The organism is Rhizobium sp. Root1220 (assembly GCF_001426265.1).
GTDB lineage: Bacteria > Pseudomonadota > Alphaproteobacteria > Rhizobiales > Rhizobiaceae > Rhizobium.
This window is the reverse complement of sequence record NZ_LMDG01000037.1, coordinates 26,508-48,052: the sequence shown is the minus strand read 5'-3', so window position 1 is coordinate 48,052 and position 21,545 is coordinate 26,508. Positions and strand designations below refer to the sequence as shown.

Here is a 21,545-nt window from a genome sequence, read left to right as displayed (position 1 = left end):
GCTCCAACTGGCAAGCCAGCGCCGAGAACGTGGTGTCCATTGAAGTACGCACCTGTGTGACCCGCAAGAGACGAAATTTGACGCCGAGAAAATGAAGTTGTTATGTGGTGGTTAGTCACGCGAGTGATTTGAGGGTGCCGATGGAACAAAAGCTCTCAGTGATAATGGCGTCTGACGTCGTTGGCTACAGCCGAATGATGGGCATCGACGAGAGAGGCACCTTGTCGGCTCTCAAACGGCACCGACATGAACTCCTCGATGTCAAAATTGCCCTGCATCATGGCCGCATCATCAAGCTCGTCGGGGACGGAATGCTGACCGAGTTCAGGACCGCAGAAGAGGCGGTCCTCTGCGCTATCGAAATCCAACGAGAAATGCGGACGAGGAATTCGGATGTTTCTTCCGATCGACGCATAGAGTTTCGGATCGGAATTAATATCGGCGACATCCTTTTTGAAGATGACGATATCTATGGTGACGGCGTGAACGTTGCATCGCGCATCGAGACGATCGCTAGGCCCGGAGGCATCGCGGTATCCGCATCGATGCGCGACACCTTGGGCAACCGTCTGGCAATCGGCTTCGAGGATGCGGGCGAGCAGGTGTTGAAGAACATTGAACGTCCGCTCCGCATCTTCAATGTCATCCTCGATGATAGCGAATCTCGGCAACCAGAGGACGCCTCCGGTTCTGCTCTGGCAGCGCCATCGGCCAGAATACCGGGTGATCCGGTTTTCGAGTCGCACAGAACGATCCTTTATGTTTCAAGGTTTTCAAATCTGAGCGGCGACCCAGATCAGGATTATTTTGCGGCTGGCATAGCGGAGGATGTCGTGGCTGCATTGTCGCGCTTTTCAAGGTTGAACGTAATCGTCCAACCGCCCCGCTTAGAACCCCGACCTGTCGGGTCGCCTACCTATTACACCCTCGAGGGCAGTGTCAGGCGGCTCGGCAATCGCGTCAGGGTTAACGCAAGCCTGACCAATGTCCTACGCGAACACATCTGGGCGGAAAGATACGATTTCGACCTTGTCGACGTCTTCTCCATCCAGGACGAACTGGCTCAATCGATCCCAGCCGCGCTGAACGTAAAAATTGAAGAGGCTGAGCGTCAACGCGTTCTCGCTAAACCGGTAACGGCTCTAAGGGCCTATGACTTTTATCTGCGTGGCAAACATCTCCAACAGAGCAGGGGGCCAGAGGACGCCGCGACTGCAAAGGCGATGTTCGATGCCGCCATCGCTGATGATCCGAAATACCCGCGCCCACACCTCGGGCTTGCCTGGATCGAACTGCATAAGTTGAAATGGAATGAAAGCGTCGAGATCGATACCGCCCTTGCCACTGCGTTCGAGTGTGCTAGCAAGGCCCTGCAACTCAACCCTATAGAAGCCGACGCGCATTGGGCACTTGGCGTGATCCACTTGTGGAGAGGAGAGGCAGAGCGCGCCGTAGGTTGCTATGATCGCGCGCGCGAGCTGGCACCGTACAACTGTGATCTACTCGCCGAGTATTGCGATGCATTGGGCTATTTGGGGCGACTGGAAGACGCGATTCGGATCGGGGAGATGGCTGTCAGGCTCAATCCAAGTCGACCCGACTGGTATCTCTGGGACATTGCGGCCAGCAAGTATCTTTCCGGCGACTACCTCGGTGCGCTGTCTCTCTTGGAAAAAATGACGGCACCCGGCCCCGCTTACCGATTGCTGGCGGCGACCTATGCACAATTGGGGCGATTTGAGGAGGCGCGCAGCGCAGCGAGTGAACTGCTGAAAATTAATCCGGACTTCTCGATTGAGCGATACACCTCCCGAGCTCCCTATCGGGACAAGGCACTCCTCGCCAAATATGTCGAGGGATTGCGATTGGCCGGATTGCCTGAGTAAATCGATGGTGAAGTGCTAATTTGACTTGGAGTTGTGTCTGAAGTCTCCAGCGTCTACATTTTGCAAAGCAGAGTCGATCAAGCCGTTTACCGGCAGATCTACGGGTTCACGCCTTCGGCAGGCTCACTCAGTCGTCTGGTCGTCGCCGGTGTCCATGACATCCTGCAGCCGGACGAAGTCGGTGCCCTTGGCCTTGAGGTCGAGGATGGCCCTCGCTACACCCTCGCCTGCCGCATGCGTCGGCTGGTTGATATGTGAAATAACCACATCGCCGTCCCTGGCGGCAGCGATCCGCTTTTCCGTCACCGCGGCGCCGAGCAGCGAGCCGCCGTCGCCGTTCACCGAGTAGCCGGCGATGCGATAGCCCATGGCGCGGATTTCGGCGATCGACGAAAGGTCGTACTTGGCGGTGGAGCCGCGGAACCAGTGCGGTGGCGTGATGCCTGCCGCAAGCATGGCATCGGCCCCGCCCTGGACTTCCTGGCGAACGGCTTCGGGTGAACCGGCGGACGCAATGCCATAGATCGAAACCGGCTTGTCGACGGCCGGTATATGGTTCTGGCCGTGGTTCTCCAGTTCGAAGATATCCGGGTTCTGCAGGAATACCTGAAGCGCCTGCGGATTGTGCTTCAGCCAGCGCGCGGTCACGAAGATCGTTGCGGGAATGCGCTCGCTGACCAGTACCGACAGGATGCGGTCATCGGCTTTGCCCATGCATGCATCGAAGGTCAGCGCGACGCGCGGATGACCCTTGATACCCGAAAGCGCGATGCGCAGGTGCGGCTCGACAAGCTTGAGGGCCGCGGGTGTCTTTTGCTGTGTGGCGACAACCGGTGATGCCGGCAGCGCGGCAACCTCCGCCGCGAAGGCACCCGAGAGCGAAGCAGTGAGCAGCAGCGGAGCGAGAAAAATACTTTTCATAACAGATCGAAACCGTTGACCGTTCAAGCGCTACATAAGGCACAAGACGCCGATGCGCCATGTGGCCGGATGCCGCTTGCGATCCTCATGAGCGAGCGTCGTGGACAAGCAAGGCTCCTTCCTTGCCCAAAAACCAAGGCGCCATGAAGGCGATGCCATGCCGGGCGCGTTGATCAGTCGTAGAGGTAATATCCGGCCCACTTTTCGCGCGGAACCTTCTCGCCGATCTTGTACTCCAGTTCCCGCACGTTGATGTGCTGCGGCCCGGTGATGCAGGTGTAGGACAGGTGGTACCAGTCCCCCTTGCTGCGGAAGACCGCACCCGGGGCATCAATCCTGTCGTCGGAAGCGACGGGGTCCTTGAATGTGTAGGCAATCACCTTGTCCGGCCTGTAGCCGGTCTTGTCGTTGTTGATTCGGCTCATCGCCTCGGTATCGCAGCTCTGCTCGAGCCGGGTCGAGGGATCCAGTTTTTCGAGCTGCTTCTTGATGGCGGGATCGACTGCAAAGGCGGGTGCTGCAAGGCTCAAAACAGACAGAAGCAACACTATGCGTTTCGGCATTATCGGGGAATCCTTTGCATGCTCATTCACGAATCGGGCGCGGATCGGCGTTGGGAATGATAGCCGAACAATGGCAAAAATCCGCGCGACGGTAGCGGACTTTCTTAAATAATGTGGTGACATCAAGGCAACGTGAGTGACCATTTGCTTTTCAAACCGCTGCGCCCGTCAGAGCTTGATCCGCTGCCCGCGCATCTCTATCTCTTGCCCAGCCGAAATTCCGACCCGGAGATTTCCTTGTCCGTCTTCAAGAACCTGCCGAACCCGCCAATCGCTCCCACGAAGCCGCTTTCCGATACGCGACACGGGATCACCCGGACCGACGACTATGCATGGCTGCGCGCCGACAACTGGCAGGCGATGTTCAAGGATCCGTCGATCCTCGATCCAGAGATTCGCAAGCATCTGGAGGCCGAAAACGTCTACATGAATGCGGCGATGGAAGACACCAAGGCGCTGCAGAAGACGCTGTTTTCCGAGATGCGAGGCCGCATCAAGGAAGACGACAGTTCGGTTCCGATGAAGGACGGCGCTTATGCCTACGGCACCTTCTTTGTCACCGGCGGCGAGCAACCGCGCTACTTCCGCATTGCCCGTGACGGCAATATCAAGGACGAGACGATTCGCACCGTGCTGCTCGACGGCGACAAGGAGGCGACGGGCAAGGCCTATTTCAGGCTCGCCGGCATCGACCATTCGACAGACCACGACCGCGGCATCTGGGGCTACGACGACAAGGGCTCGGAATTCTACACGCTAAAGGTCCGCGATCTCGCCACCGGCGAGGATCTGCCCGATGTGATCGAGAACACCGGCGGCGGCGGCGCCTGGGCGCCCGACGGCAAGAGCTTCTTCTATTCGGCGCTGGACGAAAACCACCGGCCATCGAAGGTGTTCCACCATATCATCGGCACGCCGCAATCCGACGACCGGCTGGTTTACGAGGAGCAGGATGCAGGCTTCTTCATGGGCGTCGGCGCCTCGCTGCTCGACGACTTCATCTTCATCGACATTCACGACCACGAGACCAGCGAATACCGTCTGCTGTCGACCACAGACCTGACTGCCGAGCCCAAGCTCGTGGCAGAGCGCGAGGAAGGCATCGAGTATACCCTGACCGAAGGTGGCGAGGTCTTCTACATCTTGACCAACGAAGGTGGCGCGAAGGATTTCAAGATCGTCGAAGCGCCGGTTGGAAATCCAGGCAAGGAAAACTGGCGCGAGGTCGTGCCACACAAGCCGGGCACGCTGATCATCAGCCACATGGCCCATAAGCGCCATCTGCTTTGGCTGGAACGCAAGGACGGCCTGCCACGGATCATGATCCGCGACCGGGCGACCGGCGAGGAACACGCGATCGGCTTTGACGAGGAGGCCTATTCGCTCGGGCTGCAGGGTGCGGCGGAATACGACAGCGACGAGATCCGTTTCTCCTATTCCTCGATGACGACACCATCGCAGCTCTACGACTACAACATGGTGACCCGCAAGCGCACGCTGTTGAAGACGCAGGAAGTGCCGTCGGGGCACAATCCGGACGACTACGTCACTCGCCGCGTGTTCGCGCCCGGCTGGGATGGCGTCGAGGTGCCTGTCACCCTGCTCTATCGCAAGGACACGCCGCTCGACGGTTCGGCGCCCTGCCTGCTCTATGGCTACGGCGCCTATGGCGTCACCATTCCGGCCGGCTTCAACACCAATTGCCTGTCGCTCGTCGACCGGGGCTTCGTCTATGCCATTGCCCATATCCGCGGTGGCAAGGACAAGGGCTTTGCCTGGTACGAAGACGGCAAGATGGAGAAGAAGACCAATACCTTCAAGGACTTCATCGCGGCGGCCGATTATCTGAATCAGGAGAAGTTCACCTCCTACGCCAACATCATCGCCGAAGGCGGATCGGCCGGTGGCATGCTGATGGGGGCTGTTTCCAACATGGCGCCGGAGAAATTCGCCGGCGTCATCGCCGCCGTGCCCTTTGTCGATGTGCTAAACACCATGCTCGACGACACGCTGCCGCTGACGCCGCCGGAATGGCCGGAATGGGGCAACCCGATCGACAGCAAGGACGAGTACGAGCAGATCGCCGCCTACTCGCCCTACGACAATGTCAGCGAGAAGCCCTACCCGCCGATCCTGGCGCTCGGCGGCCTGACGGATCCACGCGTCACCTATTGGGAACCGGCCAAGTGGGTCGCGAAGCTGCGCCAGAAGACCACGGGCGCGGCACCGATCCTGCTAAAGACAAACATGGATGCGGGCCACGGCGGCGCCTCGGGCCGCTTCCAGCGGCTTGAGGAGATTGCGTTCGAATATGCGTTTGCGATCAAGGTAGCGGGGAAGCTGTAAGCATCGGCGACAGGAGGAGTTCGTGACTGTCTACGTGGCGCTGCTGCGGGCAATCAACGTTGGCGGCGCAGGCAAACTGCAGATGTCAGAGCTGAAGGCGATCTGCGAGGCCCTGGGCTTTGCAGACGTCACGACCTACATCCAGAGCGGCAATGTGCTGTTTCGCTCCGACGATGCGGAAGCGGACGTCGAGCGACAGCTGGACGAGGCTCTCGGCAAGACGCTGGGCAAGAGGCCCGGCGTGATGCTGCGCAGCCGCGAAGAACTTGATACCATCGTTGCGAACGTCCCCTTCCCGCATGCCAAGCCGAGCTATCTGCTGGTTAGTTTCCTGCCGCATGCCGCACCTGGCGATGCGCTCGACAGGATGGTCGCGCCCGATGGCGAGGAAGCCGTGCTCGCAGGGCGCGAGGTCTATGTTCACTATCCGATCGGTTCGGGCAAATCGAAGCTCAAACTGCCGGCCCTGAAGCCCGGAACGTCGCGCAATCTGAATACCGTGCGCAAGCTGGCGGAGCTGGCCGCGGCGCTCGAGGACCGCTGAGTTTCCTCGCGGGTCGCCTATTTTAGAACATACTAAACCATCACTCTCGCGTCGCATTCTCTTTCGCCCAGAACAGGAGAGACGACGATGGCAGCATACCGAAACAGCTTGCCGCAACTTGAGGGCGGCGTCTTCGTGACCGACGGAGGCATGGAGACAACATTCATATTCCACGACGGACTGCAGCTGCCGCATTTCGCATCCTTCGTGATGCTCGCATCGGAAGAAGGACGCGATCGGTTGCAGGCGTATTACCGGCGCTATCTCGATATTGCCCGCAAACACGGCGCAGGCTTCATCCTCGACACACCGACCTGGCGCGCCAACCCGGACTGGGGCAAAAAACTGGGCTACACTGCGGAGGCGCTACATACCGCGAACGTCGCGGGCGTCAGCCTGTTGGCAGGACTACGCGGCAGATACCAGGACGCCAACCAACCGATCGTCATCAGCGGCGCCATCGGGCCGCGCGGCGATGGTTACAAGGCTGGCAGCATGGATGCGGCGGAGGCCGAAGATTACCACAGCGTCCAGATCGGTAGCTTCGCGGATGGCGACGCCGACATGGTGGCGGCATTCACGCTGACCAATATCGATGAAGCAATCGGTGTGGCGCGGGCGGCAGCGGCCAGAGGCATGCCGTGCGCGATCTCGTTCACCGTCGAGACCGACGGCAAACTGGTGACCGGGCGCAGCATGCAGGATGCGATCGAGACCACCGATGCGGCCACCGGCGGATCGCCGGCCTATTACATGATCAACTGCGCGCACCCGACCCATTTTTCGGATGCCTTCGACCATGGCAGCGCTTGGACGAAGCGGATCTACGGGCTGCGTGCCAATGCCTCGCGGATGAGCCATGCGGAACTCGACGACAGCGAAACGCTCGACGCAGGCGACCCCGCCGATCTCGGGCAGCGCTACCGTGAACTGATGCTAAAATTGCCGCAGGTGCGGATCGTCGGCGGCTGCTGCGGTACCGATCACCGGCATGTGGAGGCGATCTGTGCGGCCTGCATGCCCGAACTCGCGCACGCCTGATACGACTTCAGTCGGGTTGCCGAACCTTCTCAGCCCCGTGGCCGCTAATGTCGGCGCCAGCCGTCCGCGAGAAGCGCAGGTTCCAGAAGGTGGCGGTGATGGAGATCGCCGCGACAAAAAGGAATGCCGCAGAGAAATCATGCAATTGCGGGGTTTCGCTCCCGTAGAACGACATCGACGTGTGAAGAGCAAGCGCGCCGATGCAGATGCCGAGCGACAGCATCAGCTGCTGGAACGTCGTGTAGAAACTGGTGGCCGAGCTCATGCGATCGCGGTCGATCTCGTCATAGGCGACGGTATTGTAAGCGGTGAACTGAAACGACATGAAGAAGCCGCACATCACCAGGATCGCGAAAATCAGTCCCAATGGCCAGTCGGGCCGGAAGGCGGCGCACAGCGCGTAGCCGACGGTCGCAATGATGCCATTGGCAACCAGGCTGGTGCGGAAGCCGAAGCGACGCAAGACTCTCGGCGCAAACGCCTTCATGGCCATCGAGCCGATGGCAGCGGCGGCCACCAGCTGGCCGGCCTTTGCCGCTGAGAGACCGAATCCAAGCTGGAAATAAAGCGGCAGCAGGAAGGGCTGGGCGCCCTGCGTTATGCGCGTCAGCGAGCCGGCGATGACGGAGGTGCCGAAGCTCGGCACTTTCATCAGCGAGAAATCCATGATCGGCGACGGATGCCGGCGCGCATGGCGAAGATAAGCGATCCCGAACAGCAGGCCGATGGCGATCAGGAAGAGCGAGAACATTCCCTCGCCCGGACGACTCGACATTTCGAAGCCGAACAGCATCGAGCCGAGCGCGATGCCCGATAGGATGAAGCCAATGGTATCGAACCGGCCCCTTGCCTTGCCCTTGAAATCCTCGATGAAGATCGAGACCAGCGTGAAGCCGATAATGCCGATCGGCACATTGATATAGAAGATCCAGCGCCAATCGAGATAGGTGACGATCAGACCGCCGACAGGCGGGCCGAGGATCGGGCCGATCAATGCCGGCACCAGGAGCCAGGACATCGCGTTGACCATGTCCTTGCGGGAGACGCTCCGCAACAGCACGAGCCGTCCAACCGGCAGCATCATGGCGCCGCCGAGGCCCTGCAGCAGGCGGGCCAGCACCAGGCATAAAAGATTGGGCGACAGCGCGCAGAGGATCGATCCGGCGACGAAGACGGCAATGGCCGAGCGGAACACCGTACGCGATCCGAAACGGTCGGCGATCAGGCCGCTTGCGGGAATGAAGATCGCGAGGCTCAGAAGGTACGAGGTCAGCGCAATGCTCATGGATGGTGCGCTGACGGCGAAATCGCGGGCCATCGTGGGGAGCGCTGTCGCCAGCACCGTCGCGTCGAGCTGCTCCATGAACATGGCGCTCGCTACGATCATCGCAATAACGCGGAAGTCAGGCTTCGGCCGCCGGACGGCAGCGGCTTGGTAGATCTGATCCGACATCGTCAGGGATCACTCGCGATGGCGCCGCGCGGAGAGCACGGACACGGTTTGGTATGGCGTCAAGCCAACGGGCACAACCTTCATATAAGCGCGCAAATGTGCCGTCGGTATGCTTATATGGCAGGGCAGACCTGCCTTCTGCGAATAGCAATGACCCCGCGGGGACCCAGTGGGACCCAGGGCAACGGTCCCGGCATGTCGCATACCTCCAATTTCCGAATTGCTTTCCGCCTTCGCCGGTTCAGGATCGGCATCGCGCGCGATACACATCGACCGTGCTGGAGGCCATATGCGTCTGCTCGTAATTGTGGTTGCTACAACCATTCTGGCCTCAGGTGCCGCTCAGGCGGCCAACCAGAACTGCGGCGGCAATCCCGCTGTCCATGTGTTCTGGGAAAGGTCCGTCATCAGCGTGAACGGCGTCTTCTTCCAGATGAAGTCCGAGAGGCTCGGCAAGAAGAGCACAAGGCTGGTCGGCCACAACATGGTCTTCGTGCGAAACAAAGGCAGCAACGTGTTGATCCGCAACGGCGGCAGCACGCACTACAGCTGCGAGAAGTACGATGGCGATCTGCAGAATGCGAAAGTCATTCCCTACAGTCCAAACAAGGTCGCCAAGGCCTCTGCCCCTGCCGACTCCAATTTCGAGGACCACGGCGACGGCAGCCAGTCCGCCTCCGGCGGCCGTGGCAATACAGGGGGAGGACGTAGCGGTGGTCGTGGCGGTGGCGGTGGCGGCGGCGGTGGCGGTGGCGGCGGAGGCGGTGGCGGCGGCGGAGGCGGTGGCGGCGGTGGCGGTGGCGGCGGTGGCGGCGGCGGCGGTGGCGGCGGCGGTGGCGGTGGCGGTGGCGGCGGCGGTGGCGGCGGCGGCGGCGGTGGCGGTGGCGGCGGTGGCGGTGGCGGTGGCGGCGGTGGCAATCGGTAGTGCGATCAGACCTGAGCAGCGCTTGCGCCAGACCGGCCGGAGCCCTACCTAGAACAAATGACCATCGCTCTCAATGCATCCAGCGCGCAACCCTTCGCATTCGACAACAGCTATGCGCGGTTGCCGCAACAATTCTTTACGCGCCAGGCGCCCTCCGAAGTCACCGAGCCGTGGCTGATCAAGCTGAACGAGCCTCTCGCATCGGAGCTTGGCCTCGATGTCGAGGCGCTGAGGCGGGATGGTGCTGCGATCTTCGCGGGCAACCTCGTACCTGAGGGCGCGGATCCCTTGGCGATGGCTTATGCCGGGCATCAGTTCGGCTCGTTCGTGCCGCTGCTCGGCGACGGGCGGGCGATCCTGCTTGGCGAGGTGATCGACCGCCAAGGGCAGCGCCGCGATATCCAGCTGAAGGGCGCTGGCCAGACGCCATACTCCCGCGGGGGCGATGGACGGGCCGCGCTCGGACCGGTTCTTCGGGAATATATCGTCAGCGAGGCGATGTATGCGCTTGGCGTACCGGCAACGCGTGCGCTGGCAGCGGTTTCAACCGGCCAGCCCGTCTACCGCGAAAGCGTTCTTCCGGGTGCGGTGTTCACCCGTGTTGCGGCAAGCCATGTCAGGGTCGGCACCTTCCAGTTCTTCGCCGCACGCGGCGACGCTGACGGTACAAGGGCGCTCGCGGATTACGTCATCGACCGGCACTACCCGGAGCTGAAGGACGCCGCCAATCCCTATCTCGCGCTCTTCGAGGCCGTCTGTGAGCGGCAGGCGGCGCTGATCGCCAGGTGGCTGCATATCGGCTTCATCCACGGCGTGATGAACACGGACAACATGACGGTATCGGGCGAGACAATCGATTTCGGCCCCTGCGCCTTCATGGATGACTATGATCCGGCGACCGTCTTCTCCTCGATCGATCAGAACGGCCGCTATGCCTATGCGAGCCAACCCGGCATCGGGCAATGGAATCTGGCACGGCTTGGCGAAACCCTGCTGCCACTGATCGATGCAGATACGGAGAAAGCAGTCGAGGCGGCCAATGTCGTGATCGGGAATTACGGCGAGCGCTTCCAGATCCATTGGCTGCGCGGCATGCGGGAAAAGATCGGGCTGTCATCCGTGGAAGATGACGACCTCGAGCTGATCCAGTCGCTGCTCGCCGCAATGCAGGCCGGGCAAGCCGATTTTACGCTGGCGTTCAGGCGCCTGTCCCATCTGGCGGCGGACGAGAGCGCCGAAGCATCGTTCCTGGCGACCTTCCGCGACCCGTCGGCGGCGCGCGAATGGCTATTGCGCTGGCGCCAGAGGCTGTCGCGCGAATCGCAAACCGGGGCCGCACGCGGGCCGGCCATGTTGAGCGTCAACCCTGCCTTCATCCCGCGAAATCACCGTATCGAGCAGGCGATCACCGCAGCCGTGGAGGACGGCGACTTTTCGCTGTTCGAGGCACTGCTGACAGTCCTTGCCAAACCTTACGAAGAGCAGCCGGCCTTCAGCGCCTACATGGGGCCTCCGAAACCGGACGAACGGGTCCTGCAGACCTTCTGCGGAACGTAACCTCGCCCTGACGTCGTTTCGCCGATCGCAAGGCTGGGACAGGCTCCGCGCGCAATTCTCCCGCGCATTGTTCGCAGGAGAATTTTCATGAAGATCAACAGCAGCGTTTCCGGCACATATGGGCTGACCAGCCTCTTCGGCCAATCGGGCCAGCGCAGCAAGCAGCAGGCAATCGAGCTCGACAGCGGCGTGCGCCAGAGCGGCGCGGGGCTTCAGTCGAGCACCACCCCACCCTCGATCTCGAGCACGATGTGGGCGTTGCAAAGCGGAGCAAGCACAAAGATGGACGGCAGCAGCGACGATGCTGCCAATGCGGATCACGATGCGCTGGTCTCCGAGTTCTCGGACATGGTCAACATGACGCCAGCCGAATGGATCCGCGCCAAGATACTGGAAAAAATGGGGCGGTCCGAAGACGAACTCAAGAGCATGGCACCGGAAGAGCGCCAAGCGATCGAAAAGCAGATCGCGGACGAGATCAAAAGACAGGTGACCGGCGGCGATGACAAAGACACCAGTGCGACGGATGACATTCCGACCCTTTAGGCCTCATGGAGTGTTTCAGGTCGATGTGGCGGGAATTCATGTTCCCGCCGCATCTCCTTGACGAACAATGCTTATCCGACCATGCCGGCGACAATCCTGCCTATTTCCGCGAACACCGGATTGATCTCGGACATAGGCGCCGTGGTCTGCGTCATGTAGGCAGCGACGAGAATGGCGCCGTGCCCCGGAGGCCAGATGATGGCGACGTCGGCGGCGCTGCCATTGTCGCCGGTGCCGGTCTTGTCCCCGGCTTTCCAGGTGTCCGGCAGGCCGGCCCGCAGGCGCGCGCCGCCGGTCGTGCTCGCCACCATCCACTCGGCGAGCTGGTCTTGGGACGGCTCCGAAAGCACCGTGCCGAGAGCGATATTGCCAAGCGTGTCGAGCATCGCGTCCGGCGTCGTCGTGTCGCGCGGATCGCCGTCCTTTGCCTCGTTCAGATCGGTCTCCCAGCGATCCAGACGGGTTGAGCCGTCGCCAAGCGTTCGCAGCCAGTTCGTCAGTTCCTTCGGTCCGCCGAAGCTTTCGAGCAACAGGTTGCCGGCGGTATTGTCGCTCAGCGTGATCGCTGCCTTGCAGAGGTCGCCGACGCTCATCCCCTCCCCGCCGACGTGCCTTTCGGTTTCCGGTGAGTAGGAGACCAGCTTTTCCTTGGCGTAGACCACGCGTCGCTCGAGGCTCTCCTCGCCCTTGTCCACCCGTGCGAGCACGAGACCGGCCGCCAGAACCTTGAAAGTGCAGCACAGAGGAAATGGCTCCGTCTGGCGGTAGCCGAAGGAAATGCTGGTCTTCGTGTCCATCGCCGAGACACCGATGCGACCGCCGATCGCCTTTTCGAGCGCGCCCATCCGGCGTTCGATTTCATCGTCACTTTCCGAGGCCTCGACTGCCGGCGCCAACAACAACGCAGGATAAAGCAATGCTGAACCGAGGAGTGCCCGGCGGCGGATTGAAAAATTGCCCATAAAATCTCTCTCCCTGAATCAATGAACTCAGGGCTAGAGCGTGATTGTGGCCGCCATGAGTCGCATCAGGCGCCCCACTGAAGCCGGGCTGGGAGACAATTTTTGCACTCAGGGATCTCTTGAATTTTAAATAGGACTCCTATATATAACTCCCATGGAAACGCCGAACGACCCAACTCCGATCTCGAACCGCATCAGCGAAGGACTCGCGCGGCTGGCAATGGTCATGCGCAGCGATGAGTGGGCAAAGGCCGAGGCAACCGGCCTGAAGCCGACGCAGCTCGCTATCCTTGATTACCTTGCCGGGCGCGAAGCGATCTCAAGGGTGAAGGAAATTGCCAACTATCTCGGCGTATCGCAGCCAACGGCGACAGATTCGATACTGGCGCTTGAACGAAAGGGCTTCATCGCCAAGACAACCTCCGCAGACGACAAACGCTCGGCCACGATCGGCATCACCGCAGAGGGGCGCGCGGCATTGAGCGCAGCCAACACGGTAGAGGGCTCCGCGACCGCCGCGGCACGCGCCCTGCCGGCGCAAGCTCAGGAGGATCTTCTGATGTCGCTGGTGACGATGATCCGGCATCTTCAGGAAGCCGACGCAATTCCAATACAGCGCATGTGCGCCACCTGCCGGTATTTCCGGCCCTACCTGCATAACGGTGCGGTAAAGCCGCACCACTGTGATTTCGTGAACGCGGCCTTCGGCCAAAGCGAGTTTCGCATCGATTGTCGCGAGCATGAAGCTGCCGATCCGGCAACCCGGGCTGCCACCTGGGACGCCTTTCAAAGAGGATAGGCAAAACTCTCCAGGCAACAAGGAAAACAGAAGGAAAGCAACATGTTAAAGCAACTTTTGACCGGCGCCATCGCTGCCGGAGCGCTCTCCCTTTGGGTAGGAAGCGCAAATGCCCATCCGGTCACCGCAGAGGCGAGCGAATCCGTGAAGGCAGCGTTCGACATCATCGAGACGCGTATCGTGACAAGCAAGGACACGGCAATTTTTTCGACTCGCGTGCGTGGTGAAGCCGGAGCCGAAAAGCCCGAGACGACCGGCAAATTCGAGGGTTCGGGTGTCTACGCCTATGTGTGGCCGACATCGCTGAACAGCGGCGATATCGGCTTCGACAAAGACCAGGGTATCGTCGCGCTGGCGGTCACCTTCCATCCCGACTTCGACGATGCCGCCTACGGCAAAAAGAACCGCTCCGTCTGGCATCCGCATTGGGTCGTTTTGAATGAAGACAAGGCCTGCGCCGGCGGTCTCAAGGTCACCGACATCCCGAAAGACGCCAAGCCGAAGCTGCCGGAAACCTGGCCCGGCGTGCCGCTGCTGATCGATAGCCCCGAATATCCTACGGCCCTCAAGGGCAATACCGTGGATGTCTCGATTCCGCTGAAGCTGATCGGCGGCATTGCCGGGGCGTCGTATGACGGCGTTACCGCGGGACTCAAGATCAACGGCAACCTGCATTCACCGCTGCTGTGCGTCGATAACGTCTTCAAGGTCGCCTCGGGCAATCTCAGCCTGCCCGGCAAGGTGGTCCCTGCCAACTGAAGCAAGGCGCCGGTTCGGCAGCTGCCATCGCCGAACCGGCATGTTCCCCTCTCCAGGCAATCCGAAAAGAGAAAACCAGCGAGCCATACTCCGCAGCCGGCATGAGATGCAACATGCACGCCCGGGATGGATCGACCTCGCGAAAGGATCAGTGACATGTCCAAGCAGAATATTCAGATCGCGCCCGAGCTTGCGGTCAGCGAATGGTTCAATACGGCAAAGCCACTCACGCTCGAAGCCTTGCGGGGCAAGGTTGTCTTCCTGCACAGCTTCCAATTGCTCTGCCCGGGCTGCGTGGCCGAGAGCCTGCCGCAGGTGCGGCGGATCGAACGCCTGTTCACCAATTCCGACCTGCAAGTGATCGGCCTGCACACGGTCTTCGAACACCATGCGGCAATGACGCCTGTGACCCTGAAGGCATTTATCCACGAGTACCGCATCACGTCGCCGGTCGGCGTCGACCGGGCGGACGGCACCTCCGATATCCCGGTGACGATGCGCCGCTACGGCCTTCGCGGCACGCCCTCCTCCGTGCTCATCGGGCGCGACGGAACGATCCTGCATCAGGCTTTCGGCGTTGAAGACGACATGGCGGTCGGCGCCCGCATAGCCATGGCGCTCGCGCAACCCGTCTCCGACGCAACGGACGAAGCAGTCGCGGGCGGCTGTGAAGACGGGCGCTGTGCGGTATCCCCCGACGCTGCGTGAAGCAGCCATTGACAAACGGCGCGTTCTGGAGAATGTATCCTGCATGATCAAGAACGCGCACATCACCAGCTCGTATTTTTGGCTGTACCTGTAAGGGGCGGCTGGACAGATCATATTGTCAACAAGCCGCCGTCAGGCGGCTTTGTTGTATCGGCAGCGTCCTGACGGCAGAACACCACACAAGGACGCGAAGACCATGATTGAAATCGAAGACAGCGAAGTCTCATTGATGCGCCCGCCGGTGATCAATATCCGCACCGCAAAGCCGCGCGATCTTCCCGAACTCAGCGACATGATCACCCTGCTTGCCCGGCACCACGGCGATGTCGCTGCATCGACGGCGGAGCAGTTGGAGCGCGATCTGTTCGGCCCCCTGCCCTGGATCACCGCGCTTGTCGCCGAGACCGACGACGGACTGATCGGCTACGCCATCCTCGTGCCGCTCTACAGGGCGCAGGAAGGTACGCGCGGCATGGATCTCCATCACCTTTTCGTGCGCGATGGCCATCGCGGTCACGGCGTCGGACAGCATCTCGTCAATCGCGCTCGCGAGACGGCTCGAAACGCCGGCTGCGGCTACCTCTCGGTCAGCGCTGCCACTGGCAATGTGCAGGCGCATCGCTTCTACGAGAACATGGACTTCGTCCCTCGCCCGGTCACCGGCATGCGCTATATGCAGGCTCTGGCATAGGCGGCAGTGACCGCCCATCCTGCTTGAGGAACAAGACCATGACACGACTTGCTATCGTGCTGACTGAAGGATTCGCCGACTGGGAGGTTGCGCTGCTGACGGCGTCAGCGCGCTCCCACTTCGGCTTTGACGTGGTGACGGCGACGCCCCAGGGGGTCGAAGTGCGTTCGATGGGCGGAATGCGGGTGACGGCGGATACCGCTGTCGAGAGGCTGCATGGCGACGCCTTCGACGCTCTTGTCGTCTGCGGCGGAACGATCTGGGAGACGGAACAGGCACCCGACATGAAACCCGTCATCAACGACTTCCTCGATCACGGAACACTCGTAGCCGGAATTTGCGGCGCAACGCTTGCACTTGCACGCGCTGGTGCTCTCAATGCGGCTGCCCATACCAGCAATGCACCGGACTTCCTTGCCGGTGCCGAGGGCTATGCCGGTCAGGCGCACTATCGGGACACGCCACAGGCGGTGCGCGACGGAAGGCTGATCACGGCCCCGGGTTCGGCACCGATGACCTTTGCGGCAGAGATCTATCGCGCCCTCGGGCTCGGCGGGGACGAACTCGATCAGTACGTCCTGCTGTTCGGCGCCGAGCATCGGCTGAAGGCGGCCTAGGCACAGCCCACGCCGCCTGACGCTAGCGCAGCACGGGTTCGCCGTGGAAACGCCGCCGCGAGGCCTTCGAGACACCGAATCCGACCTCCATCATCAGGCGTGGTTTCGTCCTCGCAACCGTTCCCATGTGAAAGCCAAACGGGTCTTCGACGAAGCCAAAGCCCGCATCGCCCGTCATTGTCACAGGGCTGTCCTTCCCATAAAAATCCAGAATCTCGTTTGCCGGATGCCCGACCAAAAGTGTCAGCTGATGCTTCACCCGCCGCTTGTTGTGGCTGCCGCGAACGTAGACATGCGGGCCCGTGCCTTCATCGACATCGACGAGATAGAAGAAGAACTTCAGCATCCGCCAGTCGTCGAGATCGAAGTGGTATTTGTCGAGCGAGGCGAGACGCCGGTCGGCCTCGCTGGCTCTCGTCGGGAAGCTCCACCAGATGCGTGTTGTAATCAGCCGTGCCTGGGCGCCGAGATAGCGCCGGGCAATCTCGGACAGCAACGGTTCGCGCTGGACCGCCAGCACCGCCGGGCAATCGAGTGCCCGCTCAAAGTGATGTCCGCTGAGAATCGGGCGGCCACATCGGTCCTCCGCGGCGCGGTGTTCGGAGGCCCGGAACTCGATCCGCCGATCGAAATTGCCGAAGCACGGCGTTTCATCGGCAAATCTTGCTATCTCGTTGGTGATCGCGTTCGGCAACACCAGTCCTGGAAAAACCCCATCCCGCCTCAAAGCCTCGACGGCGGCATCTACATCCAGCCCTTCGAAGATGGTGGGAAGTCCCTCGATCGCGCCATTGCTTGGTCGCGCCGTCAACCAATGGGCGCGCCGCGCCGCCATGGTTCGCGCCAACAGGAACATCGGCAGCCAGGCGGGGTTCTCGCGAACATCGGCCAGGTAGGTCGGTATTCGTACAGCCATTCGCCGGAGCCTTCCGCCCTTTCGGGCGATCGTTTCCAGATCCTTTGCGGGAGCGACTTTACTTGGGTGGGCAGCTTGCAGGCCATTCATGCAGTTATCCTTTCAGAAGACGTGTTAGGCGTCGTTCGGAAACGGACCTCGGAAGGCTCGTCAAAGACATGCAGATCGCACGGTCCCTGATGCTATGCTGCAATGCGGCATTTTTAAGAAGTTGCTAAAACAATAGGCCGCCGACAAGCGCGCCCGGCTCTCTCGGCATGTATTGCCTTGGCAGCAACAGATAGATTGATATCGCCTGTCAGTGCTTCGGCACCGCCTTCAGGTAGGCGGCGATCGCCTCGAGGTCAGACTTGGGCAGATGTGCGACGTTTCGCTGCACCTCGGCCATCGAGCCACCGGCGGAGTCGAAATCGGGCGTGAAGCCGGTTTCGAGATAGCTGGCGATATCCTCCTGGGTCCAGGAGCCCACGGCTTTCGACCCGGGTGTAATGTCCGGAATTCTGCCCGGCCCTTCCGGATTCGGCGCGCCGGCCAGCCACATATTGCTCTGGAAACCGCCAAGAAAATCGCGCGGGGTATGGCATTCGCCGCAGTGGCCCAGACCTTCCACTAGGTATTGCCCGCGTTTGATCGTATCGTCGGCATTCGCGATCACGACGCGTGGCTGGTCATTGAAATACAGGAATTTCCAGCCGCCAAGCGCGAGGCGGATGTTGAACGGGAACGGCAGATCGTGCGGCGGGGCGACGTTGCTGCTTTTCGGCAAGGTTTTCAAGTAACCGAACAGGTCGTTGACGTCCTTGTCGGTCATCCGTGTGTATGAGCCGTACGGGAAGGACGGGTAGAGATGCTCGCCATTCGCCGCCACACCGCGTTTCATCGCATTGCCGAATTGCGCCAGCGTCCAGGAGCCAATGCCGGCCTTCTCGTCCGGCGAGATGTTCGGGACATGGAAGGTACCAAAGGGGCTTTTCAGTGCGAGACCGCCCGCGAGCGTCAGCTTCGCGTCACCTTCTGAGCCAGGGGTGGCATGACAGCTGACACAGCCGCCTGCCCAGAAAACCATCTCGCCATTCTTTGTGTCGGGCGTCCCCAGGCCGGCCCAGTGGCTTTCAGGCAGCGGGTTGGGCGCCGTAATGAAATAAAAAACACCTCCGCCGATGAAGACGATGCCGACGAGACAGAGCAGAAACCGTATGAACCTGCGGACCATGCGCCGCTCCCTTTTGCCGATCCGCATCTTTTCACATAAAGCGATCCGCCTCGACGGCAAGGCCGGAGCGGATCGCACGATTTGGAAGGCTGCGGAGACTAGTCGACCTTGAGGCGGTATCTCTCATGACAGCTGCCGCAATTACCGCCGAGCGTCTTCAACGCAGCGCCGACCGCCGCCGCATCGGACGGGAGCTGGGCTATTTCCGTGCTTGCGTCGGTGGAGAGCTTCAGGGCGCGGGCCTTGAAGTCGTCCATGTTTTCCCAGATCTTCGGGCTGGCTTCCTTGTCACCGGTCTCGGTGCCCGGCTTGAATTGATCCGGAAAGACCTTCGCGGTTTCCGCAATGGTCGTCAGGGCAGCCTTGACCGCATCAGCGTCATAGGGTTTCTCGCCCTTGGCGATTGCTGAGAGGGCGCCGGCGGCACCACCGATCTTCTTCATCAACGCGATGCGTGCGTCATGCGTACCGTCTTCGGCGGCGAACGCAGCAGTTACCCCCAGCCCGGCGACAAGCACTGCCGCGGCGATAGCTTTCAGTCTCATGTCTCCACTCCTATTCGATAACAATATCCGCAAAGCCCGGCGCTTGGCGGAACGGTGGCATCATGGCAAATTTCTATCACCTAAGAAGTAACAAATGGGTGACATCACAACCGATCTGTGCATCCGGCCGTCTCGCACGGCATTCCTCACGCCGGCACACGCCACCCATGCCACGCCGTGAGAAGCGAGACGACAATCAGCAGTCCGCCTGCGATCCTTCCGACAAGAATCGTCGTCTGCGGATTCGAGATCAGCAGCGCGCGGCTTCGTGCAGCCGTAAGCGCCAACGTACCATAAATCGCGGCCTGCGTGGCCATCGTCATCAGCCCCATGACGAGGCCCTGCACCCAGATCGGACCGTAGGTCGGCTTCAGGAACTGAGGGTAGACAGCGAGCATGAAGAGATAAGCCTTCGGGTTCATCAGGCAGGTCGCAGCGCCTTGTCGGAACGCCCGCCAGCCGGAGCGGGCGCCGGCGGCATCGACCGCGCCGACAACGATGGAACTGCGGACAAGGCTGTAGCCAATCCAGGCCATGTAGGCAGCGCCAGCGAAAAGCAGCGGATTGAAGAGCGTCGGCAAAAGCGTCGCCAGTATCCCGACGCCGATCGCGCCGTACAGCGAGTGCACCGCCCCGCCGGCCATGATACCGGCGGTGGCCGCCATGCCGGTGCGCCTGCCGCCGGTCAGCGAGTTGGCGAGCACGAAAAGCATGTCCATGCCGGGAACGATGATGATGCCGAAAAGAAGGGTGAAATAAAGCCAGAGGTTTTCGCTGTAAGTCATGTCAGTTGCCTGTCGCAGGATCCGAGGTATAAATCTCAGACATTGTTGATTTTCAATTCGATAGAAAAATCCATACGCGGACCCAACTGACAGTGTATTGTCAGGAGCGTTGACAGTGAGGGCAAGAAAATGCGCAAGGCTTCTCGGCTGTTCGAGATCATCCAGATTCTGCGGCTTGCCCGTAAGCCGATGACGGCGGCTGCCATGGCCGAAACGCTCGAGGTGACCGTGCGTTCGATCTATCGCGACATCGCGGCCCTGCAGGCGATGCGCGTTCCGATCGAGGGCGGCCGAGGCATCGGTTACATCATGCGGCCCGGCTTCGACCTGCCGCCGCTGATGTTCTCGATCGAGGAGATGGAAGCGATCGTGCTGTCGCTGGCGCTGCTGGAGCGCACCGGCGACCAGGAGCTGAAGCAGGCCGCCAGACGCGTCAACCAGAAGATCGCCGGCGCCGTGCCCGCACCCCTGCGGCGGGCGATGGACGGCAAGGCGCTCTATGCCTGGGGATCAGTCGCACAGGCGCCCTCGGGCTTTGATCTCGGCGTGGTTCGACGCGCTATCCGCGACGAACAGAAGCTGACGCTGGACTATCGCGACGAGCGCGGCCGCGCCAGCGAGCGCACCATTCGACCAATTGCCCTCATCTACTATTCGCAGACCGCCAACATCGTCGCCTGGTGCGACCTGCGGCAGGCGATCCGCAATTTTCGCAGCGACCGGGTGGAGCGCTGCGAGATAGGCCAGGACCATTTCAAGGGTGAAGGCGACCGGTTGCGGGATCTCTGGACGTCGGGCTGGACCGAACGAGCAGCCGCCAACGGCTAAAACCCGAGCGTGCGGCTGTCCTCGCGGCCAAAGCCGCGGATTTCGATGCGGTCCGCCCAGATCTCGACGATCGCGAAGGCGTTCTCGGTCTCGGTGTCGACCATGCCCTTGAAATTGACGAAGTGGCAGCCGCCGGTTTCGCCGTAGTTTCCCACGTGGTTGTGACCGTTGAGATAGGCGGCGACGTGGTCATGGGCCGAGAGCAGGTCGATGATGCGCTCGCGGTCCCAGCAGTCGTGCCGGTCGGGCGGATACACCGGGTAGTGGTTCATGACGATGACGCGCTGGTTGTCCTTGCGTGCCGCCTCGATCTCGTCGGCGAGCCAGGCGAACTGCTCGTCGCTTGCCATGGCATTCCAGGCGTTGGCATTGATCGCGCCGATGGCCTGCAATTCCGCCAACCTCCGGGCTGCGATATCGCGATTGGGATGACCTTCCGGCGGGGCGAAGGTGCTGACCTCGTTGCCGTTCAGCACGACAAAGCGCCAACCGTGGCGCACGAAACTGTAATAGGGTGCCGGCAGCCCGAGGCGGGCGGCGACATGCGCCAGATGCTCGGGCGCTACGGAGAAATCATGGTTGCCAAGCAGGAAGAGGCTCTCGTGCTTCAGCTTCCCGTAAACCGGCAGGATGTCGTTGAAGCTATCGAAATCGCGGTCGACGATATCGCCGAGCGTCACGACAAAGCTCAGGTCCTCGCCATTGAACACCTCGATGGCATCGCCGAGCTTCGCTAGACTGTTGGCGTAGTAGCGGTCCATCCCGGCATGGGGTGCAATAGCCGCATATTGCGGGTCTGCGACGACGCCGAAACGGAAAAGGGGAAGTTCGGAAGAGGATGTCATGGGGGTGCTTTAGGCGTTGGGAATGACAGGCTTGTGACGGGTGCAGGCGGTGGATTGGTGTCGTGGCACCCGTTGCAAGCGGCGGCGCGAGCAGA

Annotated in this window: 22 protein-coding genes; 13 read left to right on the top strand and 9 right to left on the bottom strand. The window is 61.2% G+C overall.

Annotated elements, in window-relative coordinates; genetic code table 11:
• Positions 1-140: 140 nt before the first annotated feature.
• Positions 141-1,886, top strand: coding sequence for a tetratricopeptide repeat protein (locus ASC90_RS26455; RefSeq protein WP_056547413.1), 1,746 nt, complete (start codon positions 141-143; stop codon positions 1,884-1,886).
• Positions 1,887-2,009: 123 nt separating this feature from the next.
• Here the strand turns inward: ASC90_RS26455 and ASC90_RS26450 are convergent, their stop codons facing one another.
• Both ASC90_RS26450 and ASC90_RS26445 read right to left on the bottom strand, forming a co-directional pair.
• A complete protein-coding gene (locus ASC90_RS26450; RefSeq protein ID WP_056547410.1) occupies positions 2,010-2,807 on the bottom strand; it encodes a polysaccharide deacetylase family protein in 798 nt (265 codons plus the stop codon).
• A 173-nt stretch (positions 2,808-2,980) separates the two neighbouring features.
• Positions 2,981-3,370: a DUF930 domain-containing protein gene (locus ASC90_RS26445; RefSeq protein WP_056547982.1), complete on the bottom strand. Its 390-nt coding sequence runs from the start codon at positions 3,368-3,370 to the stop codon at positions 2,981-2,983.
• Between the two features lie 237 nt (positions 3,371-3,607).
• On the opposite strand from ASC90_RS26445, the gene ASC90_RS26440 reads away from it, so the two are divergent.
• The 3 genes from ASC90_RS26440 to ASC90_RS26430 all read left to right on the top strand — a co-directional run bounded on the left by ASC90_RS26440 (position 3,608) and on the right by ASC90_RS26430 (position 7,301).
• Entirely contained in the window at positions 3,608-5,716 is a 2,109-nt protein-coding gene (locus tag ASC90_RS26440; RefSeq protein WP_056547979.1) for a S9 family peptidase, read from the top strand.
• Positions 5,717-5,738: 22 nt separating this feature from the next.
• The gene (locus tag ASC90_RS26435) at positions 5,739-6,260 is read left to right on the top strand and encodes a DUF1697 domain-containing protein (protein WP_056547406.1); all 522 of its coding nucleotides are present in this window, start codon (positions 5,739-5,741) and stop codon (positions 6,258-6,260) included.
• Between the two features lie 87 nt (positions 6,261-6,347).
• A complete protein-coding gene (locus ASC90_RS26430) occupies positions 6,348-7,301 on the top strand; it encodes a homocysteine S-methyltransferase family protein (protein WP_056547402.1) in 954 nt (317 codons plus the stop codon).
• A 7-nt stretch (positions 7,302-7,308) separates the two neighbouring features.
• Here ASC90_RS26430 and ASC90_RS26425 read toward each other — a convergent pair whose 3' ends face one another.
• Positions 7,309-8,754, bottom strand: a complete 1,446-nt coding sequence (locus ASC90_RS26425) for a DHA2 family efflux MFS transporter permease subunit (RefSeq protein WP_056547399.1) — start codon at positions 8,752-8,754, stop codon at positions 7,309-7,311.
• A gap of 289 nt (positions 8,755-9,043) precedes the next feature.
• On the opposite strand from ASC90_RS26425, the gene ASC90_RS29505 reads away from it, so the two are divergent.
• The 3 genes from ASC90_RS29505 (at position 9,044) to ASC90_RS26410 (ending at position 11,782) form a co-directional block, all read left to right on the top strand.
• Entirely contained in the window at positions 9,044-9,679 is a 636-nt protein-coding gene (locus ASC90_RS29505) for a hypothetical protein (RefSeq protein ID WP_200950952.1), read from the top strand.
• Positions 9,680-9,736: 57 nt separating this feature from the next.
• Positions 9,737-11,236, top strand: a complete 1,500-nt coding sequence (locus ASC90_RS26415) for a protein adenylyltransferase SelO (protein ID WP_056547396.1) — start codon at positions 9,737-9,739, stop codon at positions 11,234-11,236.
• 87 nt (positions 11,237-11,323) lie between these two features.
• Complete coding sequence (locus tag ASC90_RS26410) at positions 11,324-11,782, top strand: hypothetical protein (protein WP_056547392.1); 459 nt, start codon at positions 11,324-11,326, stop codon at positions 11,780-11,782.
• 71 nt (positions 11,783-11,853) lie between these two features.
• Here ASC90_RS26410 and bla read toward each other — a convergent pair whose 3' ends face one another.
• A complete protein-coding gene (gene bla, locus ASC90_RS26405; RefSeq protein ID WP_056547389.1) occupies positions 11,854-12,744 on the bottom strand; it encodes a class A beta-lactamase in 891 nt (296 codons plus the stop codon).
• Between the two features lie 226 nt (positions 12,745-12,970).
• Between bla and ASC90_RS26400 the strand changes: the two genes are divergently transcribed.
• From ASC90_RS26400 to ASC90_RS26380, 5 genes are all read left to right on the top strand, one after another.
• Positions 12,971-13,543, top strand: coding sequence for a MarR family transcriptional regulator (locus ASC90_RS26400; protein ID WP_244480456.1), 573 nt, complete (start codon positions 12,971-12,973; stop codon positions 13,541-13,543).
• Between the two features lie 42 nt (positions 13,544-13,585).
• Positions 13,586-14,302, top strand: a complete 717-nt coding sequence (locus ASC90_RS26395) for a hypothetical protein (protein WP_056547384.1) — start codon at positions 13,586-13,588, stop codon at positions 14,300-14,302.
• Between the two features lie 156 nt (positions 14,303-14,458).
• Positions 14,459-15,010, top strand: coding sequence for a redoxin family protein (locus tag ASC90_RS26390; protein WP_082520056.1), 552 nt, complete (start codon positions 14,459-14,461; stop codon positions 15,008-15,010).
• A gap of 196 nt (positions 15,011-15,206) precedes the next feature.
• Positions 15,207-15,701: a GNAT family N-acetyltransferase gene (locus ASC90_RS26385; RefSeq protein ID WP_056547382.1), complete on the top strand. Its 495-nt coding sequence runs from the start codon at positions 15,207-15,209 to the stop codon at positions 15,699-15,701.
• Between the two features lie 38 nt (positions 15,702-15,739).
• Entirely contained in the window at positions 15,740-16,318 is a 579-nt protein-coding gene (locus ASC90_RS26380) for a DJ-1/PfpI family protein (protein ID WP_056547379.1), read from the top strand.
• A gap of 22 nt (positions 16,319-16,340) precedes the next feature.
• Here ASC90_RS26380 and ASC90_RS26375 read toward each other — a convergent pair whose 3' ends face one another.
• The 4 genes from ASC90_RS26375 to ASC90_RS26360 form a co-directional block, all read right to left on the bottom strand.
• The gene (locus ASC90_RS26375; protein WP_056547376.1) at positions 16,341-17,324 is read right to left on the bottom strand and encodes a hypothetical protein; all 984 of its coding nucleotides are present in this window, start codon (positions 17,322-17,324) and stop codon (positions 16,341-16,343) included.
• A gap of 208 nt (positions 17,325-17,532) precedes the next feature.
• Entirely contained in the window at positions 17,533-18,447 is a 915-nt protein-coding gene (locus ASC90_RS26370) for a cytochrome c (RefSeq protein WP_056547972.1), read from the bottom strand.
• 98 nt (positions 18,448-18,545) lie between these two features.
• A complete protein-coding gene (locus tag ASC90_RS26365) occupies positions 18,546-18,992 on the bottom strand; it encodes a cytochrome c (protein ID WP_056547373.1) in 447 nt (148 codons plus the stop codon).
• 146 nt (positions 18,993-19,138) lie between these two features.
• Positions 19,139-19,777, bottom strand: a complete 639-nt coding sequence (locus ASC90_RS26360; RefSeq protein ID WP_056547369.1) for a LysE family translocator — start codon at positions 19,775-19,777, stop codon at positions 19,139-19,141.
• 129 nt (positions 19,778-19,906) lie between these two features.
• Here ASC90_RS26360 and ASC90_RS26355 point away from each other — a divergent pair, with 129 nt between their 5' ends.
• On the top strand, positions 19,907-20,605 hold the full coding sequence (locus ASC90_RS26355) for a YafY family protein (protein ID WP_056547366.1): 699 nt from the start codon (positions 19,907-19,909) through the stop codon (positions 20,603-20,605).
• Here the strand turns inward: ASC90_RS26355 and ASC90_RS26350 are convergent.
• Positions 20,602-21,450 carry a metallophosphoesterase gene (locus ASC90_RS26350; RefSeq protein WP_056547363.1) on the bottom strand — a complete coding sequence of 283 codons (849 nt, stop codon included), beginning with the start codon at positions 21,448-21,450 and terminating at the stop codon, positions 20,602-20,604. The genes ASC90_RS26355 and ASC90_RS26350 overlap by 4 nt on opposite strands.
• Positions 21,451-21,545: the final 95 nt, after the last annotated feature.